This is a genomic window from Pseudarthrobacter sp. MDT3-1, from assembly GCF_054510755.1.
In genome coordinates, this window is the sequence record NZ_JBTNDX010000002.1 from 181,840 (window position 1) to 205,560 (window position 23,721).

The 23,721-nt window shown below is 64.8% G+C and carries 26 protein-coding genes; 12 read left to right on the top strand and 14 right to left on the bottom strand.

From position 1 onward, the window contains the following. Position 1 precedes the first annotated feature (1 nt). The 3 genes from ACX80X_RS02175 to ACX80X_RS02185 are packed head-to-tail and all read left to right on the top strand — an operon-like array spanning position 2 to position 3,187. Positions 2–1,285, top strand: a complete 1,284-nt coding sequence (locus tag ACX80X_RS02175) for a magnesium transporter MgtE N-terminal domain-containing protein (protein ID WP_056343970.1) — start codon at positions 2–4, stop codon at positions 1,283–1,285. After that, on the top strand, positions 1,278–2,048 hold the full coding sequence (locus tag ACX80X_RS02180; RefSeq protein WP_459311099.1) for a DUF1003 domain-containing protein: 771 nt from the start codon (positions 1,278–1,280) through the stop codon (positions 2,046–2,048). Before ACX80X_RS02175 ends, ACX80X_RS02180 begins: the two co-directional genes overlap by 8 nt. 11 nt (positions 2,049–2,059) lie before the next feature. Continuing rightward, positions 2,060–3,187, top strand: coding sequence for an Mrp/NBP35 family ATP-binding protein (locus tag ACX80X_RS02185; RefSeq protein ID WP_459309391.1), 1,128 nt, complete (start codon positions 2,060–2,062; stop codon positions 3,185–3,187). A 42-nt stretch (positions 3,188–3,229) separates the two neighbouring features. On the opposite strand, the gene ACX80X_RS02190 is transcribed toward ACX80X_RS02185, so the two are convergent. The 3 genes from ACX80X_RS02190 to sigE form a co-directional block, all read right to left on the bottom strand. Then, a complete protein-coding gene (locus ACX80X_RS02190; RefSeq protein WP_459311101.1) occupies positions 3,230–3,640 on the bottom strand; it encodes a Sec-independent protein translocase family protein in 411 nt (136 codons plus the stop codon). Positions 3,641–3,709: 69 nt separating this feature from the next. After that, positions 3,710–4,603: an anti-sigma factor gene (locus ACX80X_RS02195; protein ID WP_459309390.1), complete on the bottom strand. Its 894-nt coding sequence runs from the start codon at positions 4,601–4,603 to the stop codon at positions 3,710–3,712. Positions 4,604–4,611: 8 nt separating this feature from the next. Then, positions 4,612–5,229 carry an RNA polymerase sigma factor SigE gene (gene sigE, locus ACX80X_RS02200; RefSeq protein WP_252598300.1) on the bottom strand — a complete coding sequence of 206 codons (618 nt, stop codon included), beginning with the start codon at positions 5,227–5,229 and terminating at the stop codon, positions 4,612–4,614. A 226-nt stretch (positions 5,230–5,455) separates the two neighbouring features. Here sigE and ACX80X_RS02205 point away from each other — a divergent pair, with 226 nt between their 5' ends. Next, positions 5,456–6,088, top strand: a complete 633-nt coding sequence (locus ACX80X_RS02205) for an O-methyltransferase (protein ID WP_056343985.1) — start codon at positions 5,456–5,458, stop codon at positions 6,086–6,088. An 83-nt stretch (positions 6,089–6,171) separates the two neighbouring features. On the opposite strand, the gene ACX80X_RS02210 is transcribed toward ACX80X_RS02205, so the two are convergent. The 4 genes from ACX80X_RS02210 to ACX80X_RS02225 form a co-directional block, all read right to left on the bottom strand. After that, positions 6,172–6,339 (bottom strand): DUF3117 domain-containing protein, encoded by a 168-nt coding sequence (locus ACX80X_RS02210; RefSeq protein ID WP_009357720.1) that lies wholly within the window; start codon positions 6,337–6,339, stop codon positions 6,172–6,174. A 235-nt stretch (positions 6,340–6,574) separates the two neighbouring features. Further along, entirely contained in the window at positions 6,575–7,822 is a 1,248-nt protein-coding gene (locus ACX80X_RS02215) for a hypothetical protein (RefSeq protein WP_374209976.1), read from the bottom strand. Then, positions 7,819–8,217: a DivIVA domain-containing protein gene (locus ACX80X_RS02220; RefSeq protein ID WP_252598301.1), complete on the bottom strand. Its 399-nt coding sequence runs from the start codon at positions 8,215–8,217 to the stop codon at positions 7,819–7,821. Before ACX80X_RS02220 ends, ACX80X_RS02215 begins: the two co-directional genes overlap by 4 nt. A 23-nt stretch (positions 8,218–8,240) precedes the next feature. Continuing rightward, on the bottom strand, positions 8,241–9,023 hold the full coding sequence (locus tag ACX80X_RS02225; protein WP_252598302.1) for an LOG family protein: 783 nt from the start codon (positions 9,021–9,023) through the stop codon (positions 8,241–8,243). A 117-nt stretch (positions 9,024–9,140) separates the two neighbouring features. Here ACX80X_RS02225 and ACX80X_RS02230 point away from each other — a divergent pair, with 117 nt between their 5' ends. The 4 genes from ACX80X_RS02230 to ACX80X_RS02245 all read left to right on the top strand — a co-directional run bounded on the left by ACX80X_RS02230 (position 9,141) and on the right by ACX80X_RS02245 (position 12,457). Then, a complete protein-coding gene (locus ACX80X_RS02230; protein ID WP_104062136.1) occupies positions 9,141–9,896 on the top strand; it encodes an amino acid ABC transporter ATP-binding protein in 756 nt (251 codons plus the stop codon). A 73-nt stretch (positions 9,897–9,969) separates the two neighbouring features. After that, entirely contained in the window at positions 9,970–10,857 is an 888-nt protein-coding gene (locus tag ACX80X_RS02235; RefSeq protein ID WP_252598303.1) for a glutamate ABC transporter substrate-binding protein, read from the top strand. A gap of 95 nt (positions 10,858–10,952) precedes the next feature. Further along, positions 10,953–11,603 carry an amino acid ABC transporter permease gene (locus ACX80X_RS02240; protein WP_056343998.1) on the top strand — a complete coding sequence of 217 codons (651 nt, stop codon included), beginning with the start codon at positions 10,953–10,955 and terminating at the stop codon, positions 11,601–11,603. Further along, the gene (locus ACX80X_RS02245) at positions 11,600–12,457 is read left to right on the top strand and encodes an amino acid ABC transporter permease (RefSeq protein ID WP_104062134.1); all 858 of its coding nucleotides are present in this window, start codon (positions 11,600–11,602) and stop codon (positions 12,455–12,457) included. The genes ACX80X_RS02240 and ACX80X_RS02245 overlap by 4 nt, the downstream gene beginning before the upstream one ends. Before the next feature lie 62 nt (positions 12,458–12,519). Here the strand turns inward: ACX80X_RS02245 and dapE are convergent, their stop codons facing one another. After that, positions 12,520–13,656 (bottom strand): succinyl-diaminopimelate desuccinylase, encoded by a 1,137-nt coding sequence (gene dapE, locus ACX80X_RS02250; protein ID WP_252598304.1) that lies wholly within the window; start codon positions 13,654–13,656, stop codon positions 12,520–12,522. A gap of 50 nt (positions 13,657–13,706) precedes the next feature. Between dapE and dapD the strand changes: the two genes are divergently transcribed. Further along, positions 13,707–14,747, top strand: a complete 1,041-nt coding sequence (gene dapD, locus ACX80X_RS02255; protein ID WP_252598305.1) for a 2,3,4,5-tetrahydropyridine-2,6-dicarboxylate N-succinyltransferase — start codon at positions 13,707–13,709, stop codon at positions 14,745–14,747. A gap of 7 nt (positions 14,748–14,754) precedes the next feature. Then, positions 14,755–15,612 carry a hypothetical protein gene (locus ACX80X_RS02260; RefSeq protein WP_374209918.1) on the top strand — a complete coding sequence of 286 codons (858 nt, stop codon included), beginning with the start codon at positions 14,755–14,757 and terminating at the stop codon, positions 15,610–15,612. Positions 15,613–15,637: 25 nt separating this feature from the next. On the opposite strand, the gene ACX80X_RS02265 is transcribed toward ACX80X_RS02260, so the two are convergent. Next, positions 15,638–16,249 (bottom strand): hypothetical protein, encoded by a 612-nt coding sequence (locus tag ACX80X_RS02265; protein WP_252598307.1) that lies wholly within the window; start codon positions 16,247–16,249, stop codon positions 15,638–15,640. Positions 16,250–16,343: 94 nt separating this feature from the next. Continuing rightward, on the bottom strand, positions 16,344–16,955 hold the full coding sequence (locus tag ACX80X_RS02270) for a TetR/AcrR family transcriptional regulator (RefSeq protein ID WP_252598308.1): 612 nt from the start codon (positions 16,953–16,955) through the stop codon (positions 16,344–16,346). 64 nt (positions 16,956–17,019) lie between these two features. Here ACX80X_RS02270 and galE point away from each other — a divergent pair, with 64 nt between their 5' ends. Continuing rightward, a complete protein-coding gene (galE, locus tag ACX80X_RS02275; RefSeq protein WP_252598309.1) occupies positions 17,020–18,033 on the top strand; it encodes a UDP-glucose 4-epimerase GalE in 1,014 nt (337 codons plus the stop codon). Between the two features lie 148 nt (positions 18,034–18,181). Here the strand turns inward: galE and ACX80X_RS02280 are convergent, their stop codons facing one another. From ACX80X_RS02280 to fdxA, 3 genes are all read right to left on the bottom strand, one after another. Continuing rightward, complete coding sequence (locus tag ACX80X_RS02280; RefSeq protein ID WP_104062127.1) at positions 18,182–19,465, bottom strand: citrate synthase; 1,284 nt, start codon at positions 19,463–19,465, stop codon at positions 18,182–18,184. Positions 19,466–19,694: 229 nt separating this feature from the next. Further along, positions 19,695–20,843 carry a succinyldiaminopimelate transaminase gene (dapC, locus tag ACX80X_RS02285; RefSeq protein WP_256476732.1) on the bottom strand — a complete coding sequence of 383 codons (1,149 nt, stop codon included), beginning with the start codon at positions 20,841–20,843 and terminating at the stop codon, positions 19,695–19,697. A 13-nt stretch (positions 20,844–20,856) separates the two neighbouring features. Further along, positions 20,857–21,183 (bottom strand): ferredoxin, encoded by a 327-nt coding sequence (gene fdxA / locus ACX80X_RS02290; RefSeq protein ID WP_056344030.1) that lies wholly within the window; start codon positions 21,181–21,183, stop codon positions 20,857–20,859. Positions 21,184–21,317: 134 nt separating this feature from the next. On the opposite strand from fdxA, the gene ACX80X_RS02295 reads away from it, so the two are divergent. After that, on the top strand, positions 21,318–21,563 hold the full coding sequence (locus ACX80X_RS02295) for a putative acetyltransferase (RefSeq protein WP_082575922.1): 246 nt from the start codon (positions 21,318–21,320) through the stop codon (positions 21,561–21,563). Positions 21,564–21,650: 87 nt separating this feature from the next. Here the strand turns inward: ACX80X_RS02295 and typA are convergent, their stop codons facing one another. Then, positions 21,651–23,579, bottom strand: coding sequence for a translational GTPase TypA (typA, locus tag ACX80X_RS02300; RefSeq protein WP_058931842.1), 1,929 nt, complete (start codon positions 23,577–23,579; stop codon positions 21,651–21,653). Positions 23,580–23,721: the final 142 nt, after the last annotated feature.

A 23,721-nucleotide genomic window follows, 5' to 3' on the forward strand; every position in this document is an offset into this window, starting at 1 on the left:
CGTGAGTACAAATCTTTCGCGCGTCTTCGTGGCCCGCCTGCTGGGTCTTGACGTCTTCGACCCCTTGGGCGACCGCTTGGGCAGGTTGCGCGATGTGGTGGTGCTCTCGCGTGGCAGCCGCGGCGCCCCGCACGTGGTGGGCATCGTCGTCGAAGTTCCCGGTAAAAAGCGCGTCTTTGTGCCGATGACACGCATTACCTCCATCGACCAGACACAGATCATCTGCACGGGACTGGTTAACCTCCGGCGCTTTGAACAGCGCGGCGCGGAGACGCTGGTGGTCGCGGAAATGTTCGACCGCCGCGTCACTCTCCGGGACGGCAGCGGCGACGCCACCATCGAGGACATCGCCATGGACCAGCACCGGTCCCGCGACTGGTTCGTGAGCAAGCTGTTCGTCCGCCGGGGCCACTCCCTGTCCCCGCTCAGCCGGCTGCGCCGGAACGAGACCATGATCATCGACTGGGCCGACGCCCTCCAAGGTGCCCGCACCGAACCCCAGGCAGCCACCCAGTTCGTGGCCAACCACGAGGACCTCAAACCCGCAGACTTCGCCGAGGCCCTGCAGGAAATGAGCGACAAACGCCGCTTCGAAGTGGCCAGCGAACTCCAGGACGAACGCCTGGCCGACGTGCTGCAGGAAATGCCCGAAGACGACCAGGTGGAGATCCTCTCCGCCCTCGACGTCGAACGCGCGGCGGACGTCCTGGAGGAAATGGACCCCGACGACGCCGCCGACCTCCTCGCCGAGCTCCCCTCTGCACAGGCGGAGGAGCTTCTCCGCCTCATGGAACCCGAAGGCGCCGAGGACGTCAGGCGGCTCCTCGAATACGACGAGGACACCGCCGGTGGCCTGATGACGCCTGTTCCGGTGATCCTCCCCCCGGAGGCAACTGTCGCCGAGGCACTGGCCCACGTCCGCCGTGAGGAACTCTCCCCCGCCCTCGCCTCGTCCATTTTCATCACCCGGCCGCCGTTGGAAACCCCCACGGGACGGTTCCTGGGCGTTGTGCACATCCAGCAACTGCTCCGCTATCCGCCGCCGGAGCCCCTGGGCAACCTCGTGGACAAGAACCTTGAGCCGGTCTCCGACCAGGCCCACATCAGCGAGGTGGCGCGCACCCTCGCTACCTACAACCTGAACTGTCTTCCCGTGGTCAATGACGCAGGCCGGCTCGTGGGGGCGGTGACTGTTGATGACGTTTTGGATCATCTGTTGCCGGATGACTGGCGCGCCTATGATGGCGAAGCCCCGATAAGAAAACTGGGAGGCCGCATTGGCTGACACTGGCGCCCCCAAGCATCCCAATAAGAAGGCGGCGGCCAAGGGCGGACTCGACACACCCCTGAGTGGCCGCCAGCGCATCCTGCCGAAGTTCTCACCCGACCCGGATGCATTCGGCCATGCGACGGAAGGGTTCGCCCGGTTTATGGGCACGCCGCAGTTCCTGGTCTACATGACGGTCTTCGTCGTCATCTGGCTGGTCTGGAACACGTGGGCACCGGCGGAGTGGCAGTTCGATTCGCGCCTCCTGGGCTACACCCTCCTGACACTAATGCTTTCGCTGCAGGCCTCCTACGCGGCCCCGCTGCTGCTGCTGGCCCAGAACCGGCAGGACGACCGCGACCGGGTCTCCCTCCAGCAGGATCGCCAACAGGCGGCACGCAACCTGGCCGACACCGAGTACCTCACCCGGGAGCTGGCGTCGCTGAGGATCGCGCTGCGCGAGGTTGCCACCCGCGACTACGTCCGGGCCGAACTACGGACACTCCTCGAGGACATGCTGGAAGCGCAGGAGGAACTGCGGACCCACGACCCTGCCGGATCCGGCAGCCACGAGTCCCCGCGTGAGAAGGTCAAGGAAAAGCTGAAGGAAAAGCGCGACAAACAGCGGAACCCCCGCACGCAGCAGATTCCCAAGGTCAAACCCAGCCATGTCGCCAACGACACCGTCACCAAGGACGCCGTCGCCAAGGACACGGCCGCTACCGACCCCGCAATCCAGGACCCGGCCGTCCCCAAGCACATCCCCACCACCGAAAGCTGAGCCCCGCCCGCATGAGCGCCTCCCTGGATCAGGCAGTCCACGCTGCGCTGGCCACCGTGATCGATCCTGAGCTCCGCCGTCCCATCACGGAACTGGGCATGGTGGAGTCCGTGGATGTCGCTGCGGACGGCCGGGTCAGGCTGGCTGTCCTGCTGACCATCGCGGGCTGCCCCCTGCGCGGGACCATTACCGCAGACTCCGAGAAGGCGCTGTCCGCAGTTCCGGGCGTGACCGCCGTCGAGGTTGAATTGAAAGTGATGAACCAGGCCCAGCGGGACGCCCTGAAGGAACAGCTCCGCGGCGCCTCCGGGCAGCGCGGGATTCCGTTCAACGAGCCGGGGTCCCTGACCAAGGTGTTCGCGGTGGCAAGCGGCAAGGGTGGTGTGGGCAAGTCATCGCTGACCGTCAACCTTGCCTGCGCCCTGGCCGCCCAGGGCCTCCGTGTCGGCATTGTGGACGCCGACGTCCATGGCTTCTCGGTTCCGGCCCTGATGGGCATCACGCAGGCGCCCACCCGGGTGGACGACATGATCCTGCCCCCGGTGGCCTACGGCGTAAAAGTGATTTCCATCGGTATGTTCGTCGCCGGAAACCAGCCGGTTGCCTGGCGTGGGCCGATGCTCCACCGGGCCCTGGAACAGTTCCTGACGGACGTCTACTTCGGCGACCTCGACGCCTTGTTCCTCGACCTGCCGCCCGGCACCGGTGACATCGCGATTTCGGTGGCCCAGTTGCTGCCGAAGGCTGAGATCCTGGTGGTCACCACACCCCAGGCCGCAGCTGCCGACGTCGCCGAGCGCGCCGGTGCCATCGCCACCCAGACAGGTCAGACGGTGGCCGGCGTCATCGAGAACATGTCATACCTGGAAATGCCCGACGGCGGCCGGATGGAGCTGTTCGGAAGCGGCGGGGGGGCGGTCCTCGCCGAACGGCTCACGACGACGGTGGGCACCGATGTGCCGCTCCTGGGACAGATTCCGCTGGACATCCTGCTGCGGGAAGGCGGCGACGCCGGCACGCCCATCGTGCTTGGCCGGCCAGAAACTCCGGCAGCCGTTGCTTTGACCGAAATTGCCGGAAAACTTGCTGCCAGGCCCAGGGGCCTGACGGGGATGAAACTGGGGCTGCAGCCGCGATAACGCAGCGGTTGCCGACCAGAGGCGACGGGGCCTAAGTGTGGCCTAAGTGGCTTCGGTATCGAACGGGGCGGGTTCGCCCTGAGGCAGTGACTGAACCACACGTTCGGGACGGGAGGAAGCCGCCCCGCCTGTGCCAACCGCCCCTGCACCGGCGACGGCAGCCACCGCGGCCGGCGCTCCAGCACTGACGGACTTGGTGTCGTCGTCCAGGAGGGCTTCCTTGATGATGCGCCGCGGATCATACTGGCGGGGATCGTATTTCTTCCAGTCGACATCGTCGATGTCGATGCCCACTTCTTCCTTGATCTGCTCCCGCGCACCGGAGGCCATCCGGCGGACTTCCTTCACGAGATTCGCAAGTTTCTGGGTGTATTCGGGCAGGCGCTGGGGACCGATCACCAGGATGCCGATGATCAGCAGGAGGAAGAACTCCGGGCCGTTGATTCCAAACACTTTAGGAAGATTACCCTCTCCGGAGCCCCGCTGACGATTCCTGCCCGCCAGCGTCGCACAGTGCCTGCATCACGGAGCCAGCATCTCCCCGAGTTTGCGGATTCCCCGCTCCAACCGGGCGGCGGGAGAGTCGTCCGCTGCGGTCACGGGGGAGTCGGCAGGCGCGGTGCTGACACCCGCGTTAATTCCTTCTACGGCGAGGACGCTGAGCCGCTGCAGCACTGGAACGGCGTCATCAGCCTGCTCCGCCGGGAGGTCGGACTCAACAATGAAAGTTCCTGCCGTGGTCTCTACGGTGGCCCTCCAGGGCGCCTGGCTGCTGACCAGCAGCTTCCCCTCGTTCTGACCGGCGATCTGTTCGGAGTTCTGCTGGGTGTCCTCGCCCGACTGCTGCTCGGCGTCCACGGGATGCTGTTCCACGATAGTGGCATAGTGTTGCCCATCGGTCAGGTGCATTTCCACCGCCGGCCGCCCATTCAGCGTTATGGCATTGGCGCTCCGGACGTGGAAGCCGAGTGACGCCAGTTCCGGACAGACCCAGCCTTCAGAGCGCAGGGCCAACAATTGCGGAGCACTGATCTCCCTGCCGTCGGCCGGTAGCCGGGCCGTATGCTGCACCAGACTCCCGTTGATGGCGGATTGGGCGACGGGCAGGCTGTCCCCCGCCAGCGCAAAAGCGCTGACGGCAAGAATTCCAGCGGCTGCTGCTGTCCCGCCGGCGGCAAGTGCCACGGCTCGCGCGGCCCGGTACGGGCTCGGGGCTGGCTCGGCCGCGGCCGCGAGCAGCTGCGTCCTGACCAGCAGCCGGGCCGTCAGGTCCTCGCTGGCAGGCGGCACGGCCGCGTCTCGGAGCCGCTCGATGTACTGGCGTTCACGCTTCAGCGCCGCTGCACATTCTGCGCAGGTTTGCACGTGGTCGGCGCCGCGGTGATGCCGGCGGCCGAAGGGGTTCTGGGGCGTCATGGTGCCGATCAGAGGATGCTGGCGATGCGCGGCAGCGAAAGCTTCGGCGTGCGTCCTTGCTGTGGCCTGGGATCGCGGTGCGCCAGCTTTTCGCGCAGCATGGTCCGGCCCCGGTGGATACGGGAACGGACGGTACCCAGTTTGACGCCGAGTGCAGCGGCCACTTCGTCGTAGGACAGGCCTTCCAGGTCGCAAAGCACGACGGCGGCGCGGAAGTCCGGGGGCAGCTCCTCCAAGGCAGCCTGGACATCGAGGTCCAGGTTGTTTAGTTCGAAGCTCTGTTCCGGTCCGGGTTCACGCCCGGGAATCCGGGATTCGGCGTCATCGGCCAGCGCGTCAAACCGGATGCGGGTTTTCCGGCGGGCCTGGTCCAGGAACAGGTTGGTGGTGATGCGGTGCAGCCAGCCATCCAGTGTCCCTGGCTTGAAATTCTCCAGCGACCGGAAAACGCGGACGAACACCTCCTGGGTGAGGTCCTCGGCGTCGAACTTGTTCCCCGTCAGGCGGTACGCCAGCCGGTAGACCTTGGCGGAGTGGTTGGCCACCACTTCCTCCCAAGTGGGCCTGACCCATACAGCGGCGGAATCTTGCGTCGCAGGGACAGGCGCCATACCTGATGCTGACATCGTCCACTCCCATCGTGGATTGCTATCGCCCGGATACTGCTGACATCTCTTGTTCGGCGCCGATCACCTCACGGATGACCGGATATCCATCATTTCAAAGTTGGCTGGGAATTTCCTGACCGGCGCCGTTCTTCAGCCAGAGGCACAACGATTCCCTTCCGCGGCTGGCCCCCCTCACACAGTAGGCTGTACTAAACACTCCCCTGCCGCCCAGAAAGCGAATCACATGAGCGCCGACAAATCCACGAGCTGGTCCTATGCAGAAGATCTGCCCGCAGAGGATGAGGTTATGCTTCGTGCCAGGGAGCGCTCTTTCGAACTGGGCGTGACGCCCATCGGCGCAGGTGTTGGTGCGGTCCTGACGGTGTTGGCTGCGGGCTCGAAGGCCCAGACCGCCGTCGAAATCGGCACCGGCGCGGGTGTCTCGGGGGTATGCATCCTGCGGGGGCTCGGACCGCAGGCCGTGCTGACCACCATCGACGTGGACGTCGAACATCTGAAGGCGGCACGTGAAGCCTTTTCGGAGGCCGGCAGTCCGGCCAACCGCACCCGTACCATTTCCGGCCGCGCCGGTGATGTCCTCCCGCGCCTGACCGACTCCGCTTATGACCTGGTGTTTGTTGATGCGGACAAGCCCGGTCTTCCCGGCTACGTGGAACAGGCCGTCCGGCTCCTGAAGGCCGGCGGGCTGCTCATCATCAATGACGCACTGGACAAGGACCGCGTGGCCAACCCGGCTGTCCGGGAGTCCAACACGGTGGTGCTCCGCCAGGTGGGCAAGGCAATCCGCGACGACGACCGCCTGGCGTCCGCGATGCTTCCCACGGGCGACGGCCTGCTGGTCGCGGTTAAGAAGTAGATCCACAGCAAATAAGCCAAGGTCCGCAGCGGGTTGGCTGCGGACCTTGGCCTTGCGGGATTATTCGGCAACGCCGAACGGGATTATTCAGTCACGCCGACGAGGCATTCCTTAAGGTTGGCCGCCTCCGCAGCGTTCAGTTCCACCACAAGCCGTCCGCCGCCTTCGAGCGGTACGCGCATGATAAGGCTACGGCCCTCTTTGGTGACTTCCATAGGGCCGTCGCCGGTGCGTGGTTTCATAGCCGCCATGAGGAATTTCCCCTCCATTTAGTCCCAGGACATATCAGCCCGGATGGGCTGTGTCCGCATGGTCAAATCAAGCCGCCATGGCGGCCCGTACTGATGCCGCCACGGCTGAACATTTCTGAATGCTTTTTGTCCCTGCTTACTTACTATTATCCCGTAATGACCCGCACGTAGCTAATCGATGGACATTTACGGCCGCGTCGGATTCCCCAATCTGCCGGCCAGGCGCCGCCCGCGATCACGGCGGATAATCGCCGCCGCCCGGAAGCTGCGCCCATGCCCACAGCCAGACGATCCACACGATCTGGAGCAGGACAAACATTGTCAGGACCGTGCCGCGGTATGCCTTCGACCGGGACAAGAGCGCGGCAGCCAGGGCCAACGGGAACAGCGGGAGCAGCATCCGGAAAGTACTGGTCTGGGGGTGGAGGAACACCAGGAGGTAGCCCATGTAGCAGGCGCACCACAAGCGCAGTTCCACACCAAGCCGGACCACCGGCGGGGAGAACAGCAGGAGCGCAAAGAGGCCGGCAAAGACGAATGGCGCCATGATCCCCAGGACGGGGCCAAAGAGGTCGACGCCGGCGTCGAACCAGGGCTTGAAGGGCACCAGGTCATGGCCGCGCCACACTGTTTCGGTTTTGGTATACGCCTCAATATCTCCGGTGGCGGCCCAGGCCGCTGCCGGCCACAGCAGTGCCGAGGCACCGCACACCACGGTTAGGCCCGCCAGGGACGCCAGCTCCCCGAGGCTGTGGGTGCCCGGCCGCTCCCCGCGCCCCGGTTCGAACAGTCGCCAGAGGAAGAGAAGCCCCACCATGGCGGCAAAGGGAACGCCCACGGGTCGGGAGAGGCACAGCAGCAGGACCACCGGCATGGCAACGAAATAATGACGCCTGATGACGAGCAGCAGGGCGGTGGCCAGCAGGAAAACAGTCAGGGGCTCCGCGTACGGGACCTGGAGAATGGCGGACACCGGAAAGGTCGCGAAGAATGCCACGCCCCAAAGCGCCGCAGTGTGCGAAGCCTTGTGGCTGAACAGACAGTACAAAACCAGCGCCGCACCTAACCCCGCCAGCATGGCGACGACCGTAAGCGCCACGGCAGGGCTGATTCCGGTCAGGCCTGCGAGCGCACGGCCCAGGGCCGGGAAGAGCGGATAGAAGGCCCACGCATTTTCCTGCACGTTGCCGGCGGCATCCGTTGGAAGCGGTGAGGGATAACCGTCGGTGATGATCCGGCCGTACCATCGCGCATCCCAGATATTGATGAAGTTCCAGTAGTCAGGGCCGGCCGGAAACCACGGGTTAGGCCCTTGGTGCAGGGCTGCTGCCATAAAGATGCAGGCGCTGACCAGCCGGGCAGTGGCGTAGAGGGCGGCAACCTGCAGCCACCAGGGCCAGCGTTGGACCGCCCACCTGGCGCGGGCGCCGAATGCGGTGATCAACGCCGTCGGGCCCGTCCGGTCCCCCGTGTCAGTGCTCAAGCGCCGGCCTCCGGGCGCGCCGCCCGTTCCGATTCCAGCAGCCGTGCCCGGAGCCTGCCCATTTCTTCGTCTTTGGCCGCGATTTGGTCCCGCAGTTCGTCGAGGACCTGGTCCACCTGATCCATCCGGTATCCACGCAGGCCGAGAGAGAAGCGGACCCGGTCGACGTCGCCAGGTGCAGCGTCCGCGGGCAGCAGCACCGGCGGAAGGTTGGCGGGCGGCTGCCCGAACCCCCGGTAGAGAATCGGATTCTCCGGGACCTCGGAGCCTGTGGCCGGTTCACTGCCCCGGCGGAGGCTGCGCAGAATGCCGCGGCGGCCACCGGCGCCTGCCCACAGGGTGGCGGCGATCAGCACGATGGCGAGGTAGACCAGGAAAAAACTCACAGCACCCATCGTGCCAGATATGGGCCGACGCCCTATTCGGGCCGTTGCTCGCCGTTGGTGGAAACCGGGGGCGTCCAGTGCAGCACCAGCTGCACCGCTTCGGCGGGATCGTCCACCACCTGGATGAGGTCCAGGTCCTTTGCGGAGACCATTCCCTCGGCCACGAGGGTGCCCTTGATCCATTCGATCATCGGCCCCCAGAAGTCGACGCCGAGGAGCACGATCGGGAAGGAGGTCACCTTCCGCGTCTGGACCAGGACCATGGCTTCAAAGAGTTCATCCAGCGTTCCCAACCCGCCGGGAAGAACGATGAAGCCCTGGGCATACTTGACGAACATGGTCTTCCGGGCAAAGAAGTAGCGGAAGTTAATGCCGAGGTCCACCCACTGGTTCAGGCCCTGCTCGAAGGGCAATTCAATGCCCAGGCCGACGGAGACGCCGTTGCCTTCCACGGTGCCGCGGTTGGCGGCCTCCATGGAGCCCGGACCGCCGCCGGTAATGACGGCCACGCCCGCGGCTGCCAGCTTCCGGCCTACTTCCATGCCCATTTCGTAGTACGGGCTGCCGGGCTTGGTGCGCGCCGAGCCGAAGACACTGACGGCGGGCCCCAGATCGGCAAGCGCGCCGAACCCCTCGACGAACTCGCTCTGGATCCGGAGGACGCGCCAGGGGTCCGAATGGACGAACTGTCCTGCGCCTTTGGTATCAAGCAAATGCTGGTCGGACATTTCCACAGCCGCCTGCTTGCGACGGAGTTCAAGGGGCCCCTTACGGCGCGGCTGGGTAGTTTTGGCCGGATCTGCGTTGATGCTCATCCCCCAAGGCTAATGCCAAGGCCAGCGTGCCTGTGGCAGGTATCTCTTGAATCACGATCCGCGCGAACTTGGCGTGATTCACCTCATAACCAGCCAATGTTCGCTAGATTCTTCTTTATGACTACTCATGTGCCCGGCGATGCGCTCGTCTCCCTGAATGGTGTGAATAAGCATTACGGTCAGTTGCACGTTTTGAAGGACATCAATCTCCACGTCCGTAAGGGCGAAGTGGTGGTGGTCATTGGCCCGTCAGGCTCAGGAAAGTCCACGTTGTGCCGTGCCATCAACCGTCTGGAAACCATCGAAGGCGGCACCATCAGCATTGATGGAAAGGTGTTGCCGGAGGAGGGGAAGGAGCTGGCCCAGCTCCGCGCCGACGTCGGGATGGTCTTTCAGTCCTTCAACCTCTTCGCGCACAAGACCATCCTTGAGAACGTGACGCTTGGTCCCATCAAAGTCAAAGGCGTTGCCAAGGCCCAGGCGGACAAGGAAGCCATGGCATTGCTGGAGCGCGTGGGCGTGGGGCACCAGGCCCCCAAACTCCCGGCGCAGCTCTCCGGCGGCCAGCAGCAACGCGTGGCCATCGCCCGCGCCCTGGCGATGAAACCAAAGGTCATGCTCTTTGATGAGCCCACCTCTGCGCTGGACCCCGAGATGATCAACGAGGTCCTTGACGTCATGATCCAGCTGGCCAAGGAAGGCATGACCATGGTTGTGGTCACGCACGAAATGGGTTTCGCCCGGAAAGCCGCCGACCGTGTGGTTTTCATGGCGGATGGCCAGATCGTGGAGGATGCCAAGCCGGAAGAATTCTTCACCAACCCGAAGAGTGACCGAGCGAAGGACTTCCTGTCCAAGCTGCTCACCCACTGATTTTCCATCAACGAACACACACTCCAGTTCGCACCCAGGCCGTGACCCACGGCCGACCAATGAAAGGAATGTCATGAAGGCATTTATGACCCGCCGGAAGTCGTTCTTCGTGGCGGCTACTGCTGCCCTGGCGTTGTCCCTCAGCGCATGCGGCGGCACCACCCCCGGCACCACCAGCGATCCCACTGTTGCCGACAAGCCGACGTTTGCCGCCGGCACCACCATGGCCAAGCTGTCCGCCGCAGGCACCATCAAGATCGGCACAAAGTACGACCAGCCGCTCTTCGGCCAGGTGGGCCTGGACGGCAAGCCGGTAGGCTTCGACGTCGAGATGGGCAAGCTGATCGCAGCCAAGCTGGGCATCGCCGCGGACAAGATCGAATGGTCAGAGACTGTCTCAGCCAACCGCGAACCCTTCATCGAGCAGGGCAAGGTGGATATTGTCATCGCCACCTACACGATCAATGACAAGCGCAAGCAGGTTGTCAGCTTCGCGGGCCCGTACTACGAGGCCGGCCAGGCGCTGATGGTGAACAAGGACAACACGTCCATCACCAAGCCTGAGGACGTCGCAGGCAAGAAGGTGTGCTCCGTCACCGGTTCCACCCCTGCCGCGACAATCGTGGACAAGTACAAGGCCGAGCTCGTGCCGGCAGCCACCTACTCCGCCTGCCTTGAGCCGCTGCGCAACAAGCAGGTCGAAGCGATCACCACGGACAACGTGATCCTGGCCGGCTTTGTGGACAAGGAACCGGATGCCTTCAAGCTGGCGTCGGATCAAACCTTCACCAAAGAGCCGTACGGCATTGGCCTGAAGAAGGACGACACCGAATTCCGCAACTGGATCAACGACCAGCTCGAGGCGTTTGGCAAGGACGGGTCCTACAAGAAGGCCTGGGAAGCAACCGCAGGTTCGGTCATCAAGACCGCCCCTGAACTTCCCGCCATCAAGCGCTACTAGGTAGCCACGGCGGCTTCCGGGGAATTCGTTGACCGCGTTCCCCGGAAGCCGCCGGCCTGCTTTTTGACCCCCTACGCCCAGAGCCGAAGGATCCTATGGAAGTCATCATTGAAAACCTGCCCCTTTATTGGGAAGGCCTTCTCCGCACCCTTTTCCTGTCCGTCGTCTCCGGCATCATCGCCCTTATCCTCGGAACACTCCTGGCAGCAGCCCGAGTTTCCCCCGTTGCGGCCCTCCGGGGATTCAGCACCGTCTACGTGGAAATCCTCCGGAACACCCCACTGACCATTGCCTTCTTCTTCGCAGCGATCGTCCTGCCCCGCCTCGGCGTGACCTTCCAGCAGTTCGAGGTCGCAGCGATCATCGCCCTCAGCGCCTATACAGCGGCCTTCATCGCTGAAGCCGTCCGCTCAGGCGTTAACAGCGTCCCGCTCGGCCAGGCTGAGGCCGCGCGCAGCATCGGCATGAACTTCGGCCAGGTCCTGAATCTCATCATCCTGCCGCAGGCGCTTCGGACCGTGATCCCGCCGCTGATCAACATCCTGATTGCCCTCGTCAAGAACTCTTCCGTCGCCGGCGCGTTCTTTGTCCTGGAACTGTTCGGCTACGGCCGCCAAATGGCCAACGCCAACGGTGACCAGGTCATGGCAGTACTGCTCGGCGTCGCGTTCTTCTATCTGCTCCTCACCATTCCGCTGGGCATCCTTGCCAGCACCGTGGAACGAAAGGTGGCGATTGCCCGATGACTTCAGTCCTCTACGACGTTCCCGGCCCCAAAGCGCGCCGGGTCTCGCTGATCGGTTCCGTGGTTGGAACCGTGCTGATCCTGGGCCTTCTGGCATGGATTGGCATGACTCTCGCCCAGCAGGGCATTTTTGAAGGTCGCCGCTGGGCGATCTTCACCCGGGGCGACGTCTGGACGCTGCTCGCCAATGGCCTCGGCGCAACGCTCACCGCCGCCGCCCTCGCCGCAGTGATCGCGTTTCCCCTCGGCCTGATGTTCTGCCTGCTGCGCATCTCGCTGGTCGCCTGGATCCGGATTCCCGCCCGCGTGGTCCTGGAGTTCCTGCGCGGCATGCCGGTTGTGCTGATGATGCTCTTCGTCCTGCTGGTGTTCGGGACGAGTTCCTTCGTCGCGGTGGTGGCCGGGCTCGTCCTCTACAACACCGCTATCTTCGCGGAGATCATCCGGGCCGGCATCCAATCACTGCCGAAGGGACAGCGGGAGGCGGGCCTGACCATCGGCCTGACCAGCTTCCAGTCCCGGATGCTCATCGAGCTGCCGCAGGCTGTCCGCCGTATGATGCCGTCGCTGGTTGCCCAACTCGTGGTGCTCCTGAAGGACACCTCCCTGGGCTACATCGTGGCGTACGGCGAACTTCTGCGCGCAGTGCAGGTCATGGCGGACTTCCTCGGGAACGCGTTCCTGTTCCCCATCTTCTTTGTGGCTGCCGCCATCTACATTGTGATCAACATCTGCGTTTCCCGGCTCGCAATCTGGATCGAGCGCCGCGGTTCCACGAAGACGGCAGGCGGTGTTGCCAAAGCGCCAACCGCTGTGGTCGCACCGGAACTACCGGATGTACGCGAATCCAAGTAGCCACATCCACACACGCAGAAGGGTCCGCAGCCTGCAGGCTGCGGACCCTTCTGCGTGCAGGCTTACGCCGCGAGCCAACTCCGAAGCGCCCGCAGGCATTCCCGGATGGCGTCGGCGTCGACGTGCTCGTTGTCCTTGTGGGCCAGCAGCGGATCGCCGGGGCCGAAGTTCACTGCCGGGATCCCCAGTTCGCTGAAACGCGCGACGTCGGTCCAGCCGTATTTCGGTTTCGGCTCGGCTCCGACGGCGGCCACGAAGGACGCGGCGGCCGGGTGGTTCAGTCCCGGGCGCGCACCGGCGGCGGCGTCGGTGCGGACCACAGCGAAGCCCGCCAACAGTTCGCGCACATGCGCCTCCGCCTGGTCCGGCGTCTTGTCGGGGGCGAAGCGGTAGTTGATTTCGACGACGCAGCGGTCCGGGATGACGTTGCCGGCCGTGCCGCCGTTGATCTTCACGGCGTTGAGGCTCTCGCGGTAGTCGAGGCCGTCCACGTTGATGGTCCGCGGCTCGTAGGCTGCCAGCCGGGCCAGGATGGGTGCCGCCGCGTGGATGGCGTTGCTGCCCATCCACGCACGGGCAGAGTGTGCTGCCTCGCCCACCGTGGTGGCCTCAAAGCGGCTGGTGCCGTTGCAGCCACCCTCGACGGTGCCATGGGTCGGCTCCAGGAGGATGGCAAAATCGCCGCCCAGGAGGCTGCCGTGGTTGCGGACCAGGCGGCCCAGTCCGCTCTTGACCGCTTCCACTTCCTCATGGTCGTAGAACACGAAGGTGACGTCCCGCTGGGGCGCCCCGCCGCCGTCGAACATTGTGGCCGCCAGCGCGAGCTGCACGGCGACACCGCCCTTCATGTCCGTGGCTCCTCGTCCGTAGAGCACGCCCTCCCCGGGGACACCCGAATCCCAGGTGGACGGGACGGTACCGCGCGCGCCTTCAGTAACCGGCAGCGGCACTGTGTCCAGGTGTCCGGCGAGGATGACGCGTTCCGCCCTGCCGAGTTCCGTGCGCGCGATGATGGCGTCACCGTCGCGGACCACCTGGAGTTCCGGGATGGCCCGCAGAGCCACTTCGACAGCGTCCGCCAGTTCCGTCTCATTCCCGGAGACACTGTTGATGTCCATCAGGGCGGCGGTCAGCACGGAGACGTCCTGGCGGAGGTCCAAAGGCACGGTGATCGATTCAGGGGCGGTTTCGGCAGTCACGTTGCCAGTCTAGTTCGAACCCGGTGCCCGCCTCTCGGTAGACTGGGGCCATGACTGAGACCGCTACCTCCGCCGCGCCCAAAGACCAGAACGCAACTTCCGAAGCCCGCTCCGCCTACGGCTTCGGCTTGGCAACCATCGCCACCGCAACGGGCGGGGAAAATGCCGAAGCCACCGTCCTTGACGTCTGGTTCCCCGCGCCCGCGCTGGGCGTTGCGGCCGAAAACCTGCGCGCCGTGGAGAATGCGGACGAAACCCTGGTCCAGCTCGCCGCGAGCGGCACAGACGCTGACCGCGGGACCGAGCAGAAAGTGGTCTTCGTCCAGATCAACCTTGACGAAGCTCCGGCTGACACTGCAGACGCGTACCTCCGGCTGCACCTGCTTTCCCACCGGCTGGTCCGGCCCAACACGATCAACCTGGACGGCATCTTCGGCAAGCTGCCCAACGTGGTGTGGACCAACTTCGGCCCCGCCGCGGTGGAAGGCTTCGAACTGACCCGCGCCAAACTTCGCCGCCGTGGTGCCGTCACCGTCTACGGCGTGGACAAGTTCCCCCGCATGGTGGACTATGTGGTGCCCGCCGGCGTCCGGATCGCCGACGCCGACCGTGTCCGTCTCGGTGCCCACCTCGCCGAAGGCACCACCGTGATGCACGAAGGCTTTGTGAACTTCAACGCCGGCACCCTGGGCGCCTCCATGGTGGAAGGCCGCATCTCCGCCGGCGTCGTCGCCGGCGACGGCAGCGACGTGGGAGGCGGCGCGTCGATCATGGGCACACTCTCCGGGGGCGGCAAGGAAAAGATCGTCATCGGTGAGCGCGTCCTGCTGGGCGCCAACTCCGGCGTCGGCATCAGCGTCGGCGATGACTCCGTGGTGGAGGCAGGCCTCTACGTCACCGCTGGAACCCGTGTGCTCGTTCCCGGGCCCAAGGACGAGAATGGCGAGGACACCGCCAAGATCGTGAAGGCAGCCGAGCTGTCCGGCGTCCCCAACCTCCTGTTCCGGCGCAACTCCACCACCGGCGCCGTCGAGGCGCTGCCGCGCAAGGGCCAGACGGTGGAACTCAACGACGCCCTCCACGCCAACTGACCCGTCGGTGGCACGTGGACGCAGTTTCGTTCGCCCCACCGTGCTGCTGCTTACCCTGGCGCTGGCGGGCGCCGGCATCTACACAGCGGTCTCCTTCCTGCAGCGCTCCGAAACCCTGGTCCCGGAGCGCTGCACGGCCGACGTCGGGACCCAAAGCGCAGAGCTTGCAACGGACCAGGCGGTTAATGCCTCACTGATTACAGCGGTGGCGGTGCAGCGCGGGCTGCCTCCCCGGGCAGCCAGCATCGCCCTTGCCACCGCCATGCAGGAATCCAAGCTGCGCAACATCGCCCATGGCGACCAGGCCGGCCCTGACTCCCGTGGACTCTTCCAGCAACGTCCCTCGCAGGGGTGGGGAACCGAGGCCCAGGTGATGGACCCGTACTACGCTGCCAATGCTTTCTACGATGCCCTGGTCAAGGTTCCCGGCTACGAGTCCCTGGAAATCACCGACGCCGCCCAGCGTGTCCAGCGCTCGGCCTACCCCCTCGCGTACGCCCAACACGAAGATATGGGCCGGTCCTTCGCGTCCGGCCTGACCGGCCAGGCGCCCGCCTCGCTGCTGTGCACTTTGCGTGCCCCGCAGGAACCGGGCATCCCCGCCGCCGTCGAATCCGAGCTAGCCCAGGCGTTCGGGCCGCTCGCCATCACCACGGAGAATGATTCGCTCGTGGTGGCAGCTGACGGCAGCCAGGCCTGGTCCGTGGCGCAGTGGGCAGTTGCCAATGCCAAGGGCCTGGCGGTGACGCGCGTGGACGTTGCAGGCCGGAGCTGGGACCGTGAGGATCAGGGCGGCTGGCAAAAATCCGACGCGCCCGCCGGACAGGTCCGCATTACAGTTGCACCGGCCGGCACCGGCAGCTGACGGCCCGGATGCTGACCGCCCCGCCTCAGACCAGGATGTCCACCACGGGCTGGACGTAGCTGCGGAAGAGCTCCGGCGCGGACATGAGGTTATGGCTCATGATGATCTTGTCCGGCTCCAGGTACCACGCCCGCTGTTCGTTCAGCGGCAGTTCGATGATGGTCAGGGTGAAGTCCCGTGACCCCCGGCCCACCTCCAGCAGGCGGTCATCCACCATGTCGCCCAACAGCTGGTCCGAACCGCTGGCCACCCGTTCGGCTTCCAGCCGGACGTACTCGCTGCGGCGCTCCCGTGCCCAGGTCAGCGCGGACCCGAAATGCGCCTGCAGGACACGCTGGAGGGCCGGGGAATTCCCGAATTCCCCAAAATCCGGAGGGGACAGCTCCGGTGACGTCTGGGGGTGTGCCCTCAGCAGCTGCTCCCACCAGGCCTCCCATTCGGTCTTGAGCGCACTCTGCCCGCCGACGTCGGCGGTGAGGTGCGAGTGGTCTGCATGGCGGATCTTCGGCGCGGCATGCGACAACGCGGGGTGGCCGGCGCCGTCGAGTCCTGCCGCATCACGGACGAAGAGCGCGATCATCAGAGGCCCGGACGTATCCGTGGTGATCTGCCAGCCGGAACCACCTGTGTGATGCATCCCTACTCCTCCTGTGGCCTGCCTGTACCGGCCTGACCAGCCGGTTCCGCTCCCCCGGCTCCCAGTCTATTCCGGTTGCCACCGGACGGTAATGTCAGGCGGCCAGGCTCTTCAGGTGCCGGTCCAGGACGTCGTGGCACATCTGTGCCGTCATCCAGGCGGGCTGCAGGAGGGCGTGCATGCACAGCCCGTCCAGCGTAGCCAACAGCCTCTCCGCCTCGACGGCCAGCGACTGCTGCCCGTCGCCGTCGTCCGGTACCAGGCCCGTGATGACCTGCCCGACGACGGCTGCCACCTCCCGGTGGCTCCGATCCGCCTCGGCTGCGAGGAAAGGACGGATCCTGGCCGCGTTTTTGAAGGCCATCCACACGCAGGCGTCCACGGCCCGCTCCTCGTCGAGCGGCAGAAATTCACCCAGCAGGGTTAAAACCGCCTCACGATGCGGGCCGGTCCCGGGTTTGCTGGCGGCCATCGCCGGCAATGCCGCGGTGAGCCGGCCCGTGATCCGGTCCACAACGGCGGCAAAGGAATGGCTGAGCAGTTCTTCACTGCCGGCAAAATAGTGCCGGACGGAGCCAACGGCGAGGCCTGCTTCGTCCGCCACCTCCCGCAGTGAGGCCCGCTCGAGGCCGTCGACGGCGATGATCCTAAAGACCGCTTCAACGATTTCTGCGCGCCGGGTTTCGGCATCAACAATTTTGGGCACTCCTATTATTTAGCACACCCGTGCTTAAATCCACGCATCCGCGGAATTGGGATAGCGTGGAGGCATGAAAATTCTGGTCACAGGTGGCACCGGGTACATCGGTTCGCACACAGTCTTGTCCCTGCAGGAAGCCGGCCACGATGTGGTGGTGATCGATAACCTGGTGAACTCCAGCGAGGAGTCACTGCGCCGGGTTGCCGAACTCAGCGGCAAGACCGCCGAATTCCACAAGGTGGACCTGGTGGACGAAGCCGCAGTGGAAGGCGTCTTTGCCGCCCACACGATCGACGCCGTGATCCACTTTGCCGGGCTCAAGGCGGTTGGTGAGTCGGTCCGCGAACCGCTCAAGTACTACTACAACAACCTTGTGGGCACGCTGAACCTGATCCGGGTGATGGACCGCCACGACGTCCGCTCCATCGTCTTCAGCTCCTCCGCCACAGTGTACGGCGAGCACAATCCCATCCCCTACGTGGAAAAGATGGAGATTGGCGCCAACAACCCCTACGGCCGCACCAAGGAACAGATCGAGGACATCCTCGCCGATCTGGGCGCCGCTGACACGCGTTGGCACATTGCCCTGCTGCGCTACTTCAACCCGGTGGGCGCACACCCGTCCGGCCGCATCGGCGAGGACCCGCAGGGCATCCCCAACAACCTGGTGCCCTTCATCGCCCAGGTGGCCGTGGGACGCCGCGACAAGCTCATGGTGTTCGGCGGGGACTACGACACCCCTGACGGCACCTGCCTGCGGGACTACATCCACGTCGTCGACCTCGCCGAAGGCCACGTGGCAGCCCTCAACCACGTGGCGGACCGCTCAGGCGTCTACCGCTGGAACCTTGGCTCCGGGAAGGGCTCCTCCGTGCTGGAGGTCCTGCGATCCTTCGAGAAGGCCGTGGGCCAGCCCATCCCCTACGAGATCACCGGTCGCCGCGCGGGCGACCTCCCGGCCTTCTGGGCCGACGCCACCTCCGCCCTGGCCGACCTGAGCTGGTCCACCACGAAGACCGTGGACCAGATGTGCGAGGACCACTGGCGCTGGCAGAAGAACAACCCCCTGGGTTACACCTCCTAGCATCGGTTGCTCCCCATCGATCGCTCCGTAACGGCCCTTTAGGACGCTCAAAACGGCGTTTACGGAGCAATCGATGAGAGTACGACGGCGGCCGGCCACCTTCGCGAAGAAGGTGACCGGCCGCCGTCGTTATTTAGTCAGGGCCGGCTTAGCGGACCGGGTAGTCGCGCTCGGGTTCGCCGATGTACAGCTGGCGCGGGCGGCCGATCTTGGTGTTCGGGTCGCTGATCATTTCACGCCATTGGGCGATCCAGCCCGGCAGGCGGCCGATTGCGAACAGTACGGTGAACATCTTCTCCGGGAAGCCCATGGCCTTGTATATCAGGCCGGTGTAGAAGTCCACGTTCGGGTAGAGCTTGCGCTGGATGAAGTAGTCGTCGTTCAGCGCCTTCTCTTCGAGGCGCATGGCGATCTCGAGCAGTTCGTCGTTGCCGCCGAGCTTGGTGAGGATTTCGTGGGCCGTGGCCTTGACGATCTTGGCACGCGGATCGTAGTTCTTGTAGACGCGGTGTCCGAAGCCCATGAGGCGGACGCCGTCTTCCTTGTTCTTGACCTTCTCCATGTAGTCCTCGGGCTTGGTGCCGTCGGCCTGGATCTGGCGGAGCATCTTCAGCACTGCCTCGTTGGCGCCGCCGTGGGCGGGACCGAAGAGGGCGTTGATGCCGGCTGACACCGAGGCGAAGAGGTTGGCGTTGGAGGAGCCCACCAGGCGCACGGTGGAGGTGGAACAGTTCTGCTCGTGGTCAGCGTGCAGGATGAGGAGAAGGTCCAGCGCCTTGGCGATGACCGGGTCCACTTCGTACTGCTCGGCCGGCAGGCCGAAGCTGAGGCGGAGGAAGTTCTCCACGAGGTTGTGGGAGTTGTCGGGGTACAGCATGGGCTGGCCGATGCTCTTCTTCAGGGCGTAGGCGGCGATGACCGGCATCTTGGCCAGCAGCCGGTACGTGGAGACTTCTACCTGCTCAGCGTTGAACGGATCCAGCGAGTCCTGGTAGAACGTGGACAGCGCCGACACGGCCGAAGAGAGCACAGGCATCGGGTGGGCATCACGCGGGAAACCGCTGAAGAAGCCCTTGAGCTCTTCGTGCAGCAGCGTGTGGTGACGGATACGCTGGTCGAAGGCTTCCAGTTCCGTGGGTGTCGGCAGGTTGCCGTAGATCAGCAGGTAGGACACCTCAAGGAAGCTGGAGTGCTGCGCCAGCTGTTCGATGGGGTACCCGCGGTAACGCAGGATGCCGGCATCGCCGTCGATGTAGGTAATTGCGGACGTGGTTGCTGCGGTGTTCATGAAGCCGGGGTCAAAGGTGACTGCGCCCGTCTGCTTGAGCAGCTTGGAAACGTCGTAGCCTTCGTTTCCTTCAACAACCTGGATGCGCGGGAGCTTGAGCTCGCCTCCTGCATGGTGCAGGGTTGCGCTGTTGGTCTCAGTCATGGAGTCCCCTTCATGAGGCGCGTGGGCCTCTGTCGAAAGCTTGATCCAACATCCGGTGAGCCGTGGCAGTGACCCTGTTCATCCAGGAATCCAACACCCGGGCTGCCTTCTTGTAGAAAGCCACCATTGATAGTCACTTAAAAAGTACCGCCCGTTTGCGGGTGTCACTAATCGGAGGCGTGCGAAACCCCCGTAAAATGCCGCCTTTGTGGTGCGAGTCACATGATTGTTACGGCGCCGTGGCCAGTCTGGCCACTGCGGCGTCAATCCGTTCATCAGTGCCCGTCAATGCGACACGCACAAACCCGTTGCCGGCTTCGCCGTAAAAGACGCCTGGCCCCACCACGATGCCTCGCTCAGCAAGCCGGGCCACGGTGTCCCAGGTGCTCTCTCCCGCGGTGGACCAAAGGTACAGTCCGGCGTCGGAATCCTTGATCTCCAGCCCGAAGCCCTGCAAAGCCGGCACCAGGCGCTCCCGGCGTCCGCGGTAGAGGTCCTTCTGGGCCTGGACGTGGGTGTCCTCGCCCAACGCAACCCGCATTGCTTCCTGCACCGGGTAGGGGACGATCATGCCGGCATGCTTGCGGCTGTTGACGAGGTTGGCCATGATGGCCGGGTCACCGGCCACAAACGCTGCGCGGTAACCTGCCACGTTGGACTGCTTGCTCAGCGAGTACACGGCCAGAAGGCTCTCGTGGGACCCGCCGGAAACGCGCGGATCCAGGATGCTGGGCACGGGCTCGCCGCCGCGCTGTGTGTCCCACGCGCCCCACCCGAGTTCGGCGTAGCACTCGTCCGAGGCCACCACGGCGCCCAGTTCGCGGGCCTGCGCCACAAGCGCTTTAAGGGACTCAACATCCCTGACGCTTCCGGTGGGGTTGCCCGGGGAGTTTACCCAGATCAGCCGCACGCGTGCGCGGGTGGCATGGTCCAACTCGTCGAGGTGGTCGGTAGCGACGGAGGTGACGCCAGCGAAAGTAGCCCCGATGTCATAGGTGGGGTAGGCAACCTTGGGGCGGACGACGACGTCGCCCGGCTTCAGCCCGAGCAGGAGCGGCAGCCACGCCACCAGCTCCTTGGAGCCGACGGTGGGCATAATGTTCTTAGGGTCCAGGCCGGGGACGCCGCGGCGCCGCTCGAACCACGCCGCAATGGCTTCCCGCAACGGAACGGTGCCGTGGACCGTGGGGTATCCCGGGGCGTCCGCGGCGGCCCTGAGGGCATCCTGGATCACAGCGGGAGTGGGGTCGACTGGCGTGCCGATCGACAGGTTCACGGCCCCGCCGGGGTGCTCAGAGGCTTTGGCCAGGTACGGTGCCATGGCCTCCCACGGGTAGTCGGGAAGGCTCAGGCCAAAGCTGTTCACGGCAGCGGTCAACGCGATGCCCGGCTCAGTGGTCTTGGTTCTGCAGCGGCAGGGCGGCGATCATCGGGTGATCCTTGCCCGTGTTGCCCACCTTGGCGGCGCCACCGGGCGAGCCAAGGTCATCGAAGAATTCGACGTTGGCCTTGTAGTAGTCAGCCCACTCTTCGGGGGTGTCATCCTCGTAGTAGATGGCTTCCACCGGGCATACCGGCTCGCAGGCACCACAGTCGACACACTCATCGGGGTGGATGTACAAGGAACGCTCACCCTCATAGATGCAGTCAACGGGGCATTCCTCGATACATGCCTTGTCCTTGACATCTACACACGGCTGCGCGATTACGTACGTCACGTCCCTTGCCTCTCCACGATATTTCCCGGCAGTGGCCGGCACTTGAATCCGGCACCGGCCGGACTATTGACTTCTGAGCCTATTATCTCCCAGCCCGTCCACGCGAACCTAGCCGGCCGCCTTAGTATGAACTGGTGAGTCCCGCCCAGCCTACGCCCCGAGAATTTCTGGCCACCGCCCCGCCCGGAACACGGGTTGTAGTCCGCTACCGGATCGACGGCGGCCTGACGGACGCCCTGGGGCATCTGGTGGCCACTGACGACGGCGGCTGCACAGTCCGCACACGGAAGGCCGACGTCGTGATCCCCTTGGACCTGGTGGTGGCTGCCAAGGAAGTGCCGCCGGCGCCGGAGCGGCGCCCCGCTCGCGTCCGCAACTGACGCTTTCCTGACACAAAGGAAGCCGCCGGCACGACGGCGGGATTCCCGCCTGCCGTACCGGCAGCTTCAGTGACGTGCTATTTGGGACTAGGCCTTGGCGCGTGCCCGGGTGGACTTGGCGCGCTGGTTGACGTCCAGGATGAGCTTCCGGATGCGGATGGACTCCGGGGTGACCTCGACGCACTCGTCTTCGCGGGCGAATTCGAGGGACTCTTCGAGGGTCAGGTCGCGCGGGGGCGTCAGGTTCTCGAAGGTGTCCGAGGAAGCGGCACGCATGTTGGTGAGCTTCTTTTCCTTGGTGATGTTGACGTCCATGTCGTCGGCGCGGGAGTTCTCGCCGACGATCTGGCCTTCGTAAACCTCGGAGGTGGGACGAACGAAGAAGGAGCCACGTTCCTGCAGGTTGATCATGGCGAACGGCGTCACAACGCCGGCGCGGTCGGCCACCATCGAACCGTTGGTGCGGTACTCGATCGGGCCGGCCCAGGGCTCGTAGCCCTCGGAGATGGAGGCTGCGATACCGGCGCCGCGGGTGTCCGTGAGGAACTTGGTGCGGAACCCGATCAGGCCACGGGCCGGAACGATGAACTCCATGCGGCACCAGCCGGTGCCGTGGTTGGCCATGTTGGTCATGCGGCCCTTGCGGGCGGCCATCAGCTGGGTGACGGCGCCGAGGTACTCTTCCGGCACGTCGATGGTCATGTGTTCCATCGGCTCGTGGATCTTGCCGTCCACGGTCCGGGTGACAACCTGCGGCTTGCCGACAGTCAGTTCGAAGCCTTCACGGCGCATCTGCTCGACCAGGATGGCCAGCGCGAGCTCGCCACGGCCCTGGACTTCCCAGGCGTCGGGACGCTCGGTGGGGAGAACCTTGATGGAGACGTTACCGATCAGTTCCTTGTCCAGGCGGTCTTTCACCTGGCGGGCCGTGACCTTGGCGCCCTTGACCCTGCCGGCCAGCGGCGAGGTGTTGATACCGATGGTCATGGAGATCGCGGGATCGTCCACGGTGATCAGGGGCAGCGGCTGCGGGTTGTCGACATCGGTCAGGGTCTCACCAATGGTGATTTCCTCGATGCCGGCGACGGCGACGATTTCGCCCGGACCTGCAGACTCGGTGGGAACACGGTCCAGTGCCTTGGTGGCCAGCAGTTCGGTGATCTTGACGTTCTTGAGCTCGCCGTTGGCGCGGGCCCAGGCAACGGTCTGGCCCTTGCGCAGGGTGCCGTTGTAGATGCGCAGCAGGGCAAGACGGCCCAGGAACGGGGAGGCGTCCAGGTTGGTGACGTGTGCCTGGAGCACGCCGTTCGGGTTGTACGTCGGAGCCGGGATGTGCTCGATGATGGTCTTGAACAGCGGCTCAAGGTCCTCATTGTCCGGAGCGGAGCCGTCGGCGGGCTGGTCCAGGGAGGCGCGGCCTACCTTCGCTGCTGCATAGACGACCGGCACTTCAAGGATCTTGTCCAGGTCCAGGTCCGGAACTTCGTCGGCGAGGTCCGAGGCGAGGCCCAGGAGGAGGTCCATCGACTCGTGGACAACTTCCTCGATGCGGGCGTCGGGGCGGTCGGTCTTGTTGACGAGGAGGATCACCGGCAGGTGCGCGGCCAGGGCCTTGCGCAGCACAAAGCGGGTCTGGGGCAGCGGGCCCTCGGAAGCGTCCACGAGGAGTACAACGCCGTCCACCATGGACAGGCCGCGCTCTACTTCGCCGCCGAAGTCGGCGTGGCCGGGGGTGTCGATGACGTTGATGGTGATGGTTTCACCGTTGGAGGACGGTCCGTTGTAGGCCACGGTGGTGTTTTTGGCCAGGATGGTGATGCCCTTTTCGCGTTCCAGGTCACCGGAGTCCATGACGCGGTCTTCGAGGTGGTTGTGTTCGGCAAAGGAGTTGGTCTGCTTGAGCATGGCGTCGACCAGAGTGGTCTTGCCGTGGTCAACGTGGGCCACGATCGCGACGTTGCGGAGGTCACTGCGTGATGCAGTGGCTACCGCGGTGTTGGTGGTGGTTTCAGACATGCGTGATTGCTCGATTCAGTGGTGAAGTCAGCTGTTGTTTCGCGACATTTCCAACCGGAACGCACGATGGATTAGCCCAATAACACAGGGCTCCTTCCCTCATTCTAAACGCTGAGCCTATTGTTGGCCTAAAAATCTCGGA